This window comes from Paenibacillus sp. AD87 (assembly GCF_001659845.1).
GTDB lineage: Bacteria > Bacillota > Bacilli > Paenibacillales > Paenibacillaceae > Paenibacillus > Paenibacillus marchantiae.
The window spans coordinates 1-3585 of the sequence record NZ_LXQN01000018.1 but is presented as its reverse complement, the minus strand read 5'-3'; the positions used below and the strand labels follow the sequence as shown (position 1 = coordinate 3585).

At 48.0% G+C, this 3585-nt stretch carries 1 protein-coding gene and 1 pseudogene; both read right to left on the bottom strand.

What is annotated here, in order from left to right; translation table 11 throughout:
• Nucleotides 1-3246: putative Ig domain-containing protein (locus tag gpAD87_RS23710; RefSeq protein ID WP_064641328.1), on the bottom strand; the 3246-nt coding region annotated here is incomplete at its 3' end.
• 121 nt (nt 3247-3367) lie between these two features.
• A pseudogene (locus gpAD87_RS32295) lies at nt 3368-3585 on the bottom strand (glycosyl hydrolase family 28 protein); the annotation flags it as partial.

The window sequence follows — 3585 nt, the reverse complement described above, 5'->3', positions numbered from 1 at the left end:
AGACAGACCTTCACCGAATTCCACCGTGTAGAAGGAACCCGATGATGTATTCAGATCTCCATAGGTGGATGTATCACCATCGAATAGCAGATAACCCACCTCATCCTGGGATAACCCGTTACCAGGCCATTGTTTATCCGAAGCCTTTACTTTCGCCATCATAGACACATCAATATACCTGCCGCCATCTACAAGGAACAGCTTCGAATTGTCAGTGGTCAGGACTGTCCGCTCCCCTGCTGTTCCGTCACTCTGTTCGTAATCCACTGTAAACTTGACCGTACCTGTAGGTACATCATCTCCCATAGCAGCCACCGCTGTCCAATGGATCTGATCCTGCGTCGTAACGGTTGCTGCAATTCCCTGAATGGTCGCTGTTACGTTTTGAATTGCTTCCTTGGCCTGAATCGTCAATTGTACCGTGTCCCCAGTTGCAATCTTGCCACTTACACTTTGATCCGAAAAGATGGAGACGGACTTCAGCTTATTGCCTGTCTCATGACGTTCACCATAGATCCGGAACTCGGTCATTTCGAACAAATTCCGTACGATGCCATACAATACATCCGGCTGTAAATGAAGCAGCTGAACCTTGATGAACCGGAACGAATCATCCTGGTATTCAGGAGCAACATCCAGGGTTTGAAAGCTCTGGGTAAATGCTGTTAACCCCGGGGTCAAGCGTACCCAGTCCTCCCCATCATTGGAGCCAAAAACAGCTGACTTCGCGAGACGATCGGCAAATATATTACTTTGGAATCCAAAGGACGTAGCCGATACTTTGAAATCTGGTCCGAAATCAATCATATGGTATAGGTTTGGCGCACGTGTATACGAAACCCCCGTCTGATTGTCCCCGTCCACCATATTGGCAATGTCTGTTCCAAAGGTCGATGACGCAACGATGTTGTGGTAATCAATACCTCCGCCCTGTTCCAGCAGCGGAGTGACCAGCTCCAGCGCTTCCGCTGCTTGGGCTAGCTCCTGCAGCTGCCCATAGAATACTTCATCTGTAGCTGTATCAAGTTGGTCCAGGGTATCCTCATACACTGCATGAAATGAGTTGAGTGTTGCTGCTACATAAATTCGATCCTCATCATAAGCAGCTATGGCCTGCCCCACAGCGGTAGCCCGATTCGCAGAGACTACAATCTTCACATCTCTTATCGTGATTGTTGTACCGTCTGAAGCGGCGACATGGAAGGAATGAGTTCCAGTCTGTGACACTCCCGGCTGCCAAAGCATCTCGCCCGTGGCTTCATTCAATGCTGCTCCTTGAGGCAGATTCGGGCTGGAATAGGTCACCACATCCGTTCCCCCAGCATCGGTTGCTTCAAACTCAACACGAATCGGCGAGCTAGGATAGGCGAATATGGAGAGATCAGAATTTCCTGTTTTGAATACTGGCGGTGTCAGCTGTTCACTTGCTTTGATATGAATGTGATCGATATCTACTGTCGTATCCGAACCTGTGACCTTCATATAAAGAATATCGTTCAGGCTCTGGAAGCTGTCCAGCGTATAAGTCACATACCGCCACTGTCCATGCGTATCCGGCAAAGTCAATGTATCATGGATTCCCGGAGTAAGCTCCAAGTAGGCAGGCCCATTGGTACGGATGCGGAAACCAATGATTTTCTCGCTGCTGGAACCGTTAAGAAATGCTATACGACTTCCCACTTGCGTCGCCTGAAACCGCACAAACGACGTATCTCCTTCCTTTATGGTGGTTGTGTTGCCGCCAAGCTTCGTATAACGATCTTCAATATCGATCAGTAAGCCACTTGTCTGCTCACGCGGCAGAAATTCAGCACCTTCAGACACTGCCTCCTCTGGCATATACAGCCAGAAGTCTCCGCCTCCGTCCACATTGTCCCAGTTTTTGTTCAGAGTACCACCATAATAAAAGTTGGAAGGCAGCCGCTTCGTAAATGCTTCATAATAATGAGGAGCCTTCTCTGCAACATTAATGCCTCTGACATATGTGTAGTAGTAATACATGTCCCAGAAATTTGCCGTATTCATTCTACCTTTGTAGGCATTGGATATATGATTATACGTATCCCGAATCGTTCCATCTGGCGAAATGGCATAGGCCACTGGCGTCCAGGGCGTATCATAACCAAGCATGAATTGCCAGAAGAAGTCTGCGGCCGCCAATATGCGATCATCCAGGAACTCATACGGTCCGACCGCATTTGCCGCTGTTGATACGGTACCATCTACGGGATCGACCTTTGTTCCCTGAGCAAGCAGCATACGTGATAGGATAGCAGCGTTAGTGAGGTCTCCACCCCCATGCGCCTGGTCCCTACCCATCTCCACATGCTGAATCACCGGCTCATCCAGCGGCTCCCCAGTCAGATCATCAGTATCCATTAAGCGGAAGAGCTGCTTGACAGACCCATTAAAGCCTTGGTCTTGTGCAGTGCTGTTGACGGTGAACCACTCAACTGCTTCGTCATATCTGCTCTGATTGTTGGTAAAAATATACCCTGCCATCGCACCAAGCAAAGGATAGTTATGCTGATTCATAAAGCGATTGTTGTCATGTTGGAAGGTCTCGATAACCGGATTAATCAGGTTGGTTGTAAAATTCGTTGTATCCTGTGCTGTCCATCCCAGCTCATCCGTCTGATAACTTGTATATCTCAGAATCTCAGCTGCCGTAACCATGCGATTCAGCGGAATCCCGGTATGAATGTGCGCATCATTAAAGTAAACATATTTGCTAGGGTCCATCTGCGACCAGATCCGAATGATACGCATCGCATTGGACCGATACGTCTCATCTCCTGAAATATAATACATCAACGCTTGTGTATACGCTTTCAATCCATCGCTTATAAAACGGGAGTTGAAGCCTTGGCTGTTAAAGGCATCGCTTGCCGGTTTTGTTGGGTCCGTTTGGCTGACATTGCTGGACGTCACTGTCTTGGAAGCCGCTGCAGAACTAGTCATCGCCACATAGTAGGAGTACCATGGTTCCTGTTGCGACAATACCTGCTCTCTCATGTTCTCTAGGACTTCCTTGGTTAGTCCCACTCCGGGATGCGTGAAGCCACCTGTGATTGCTTCATTGATCTGAACTTCATATCCTGACACAGTAACATCGTTTGAATCCGCAGCAACTGCGATGGAATGGGTACCAACCGGTAAAAGTGTTGCCAACAGACTGATTGCAGCAAGTAAAGCAATCACCCGTCTCCATCTTTTTCCCTCATGAAATCCGCTATTCATTTCCATATCAAACCTCCTCATTTTCATGGAATTCGATGTTCTTCCCTTGAAGCCCACTTGTGCCAGACATTGAAATTACACATCCCCCCTTTCCTGTTTACTCGTCGTATTTTCCAATTGAACGCCCTTAACGGAATGTGATGCCACGTACATACTCGTTCATTTCAATCGCTGGGTGATTTGGGCTATCCACACGTTGACCTGCAATCGTCAAATTATTAAACGTCACTCCTTCAATGCTGCGCTCTTCGTCATAACCATAGATCCGGGAAGGATGTAACGCCCCTCCTGCGTACTCGATATCCTTAAATACAATGTGTTCGATCCTCCGACCAGGAGCAGGAT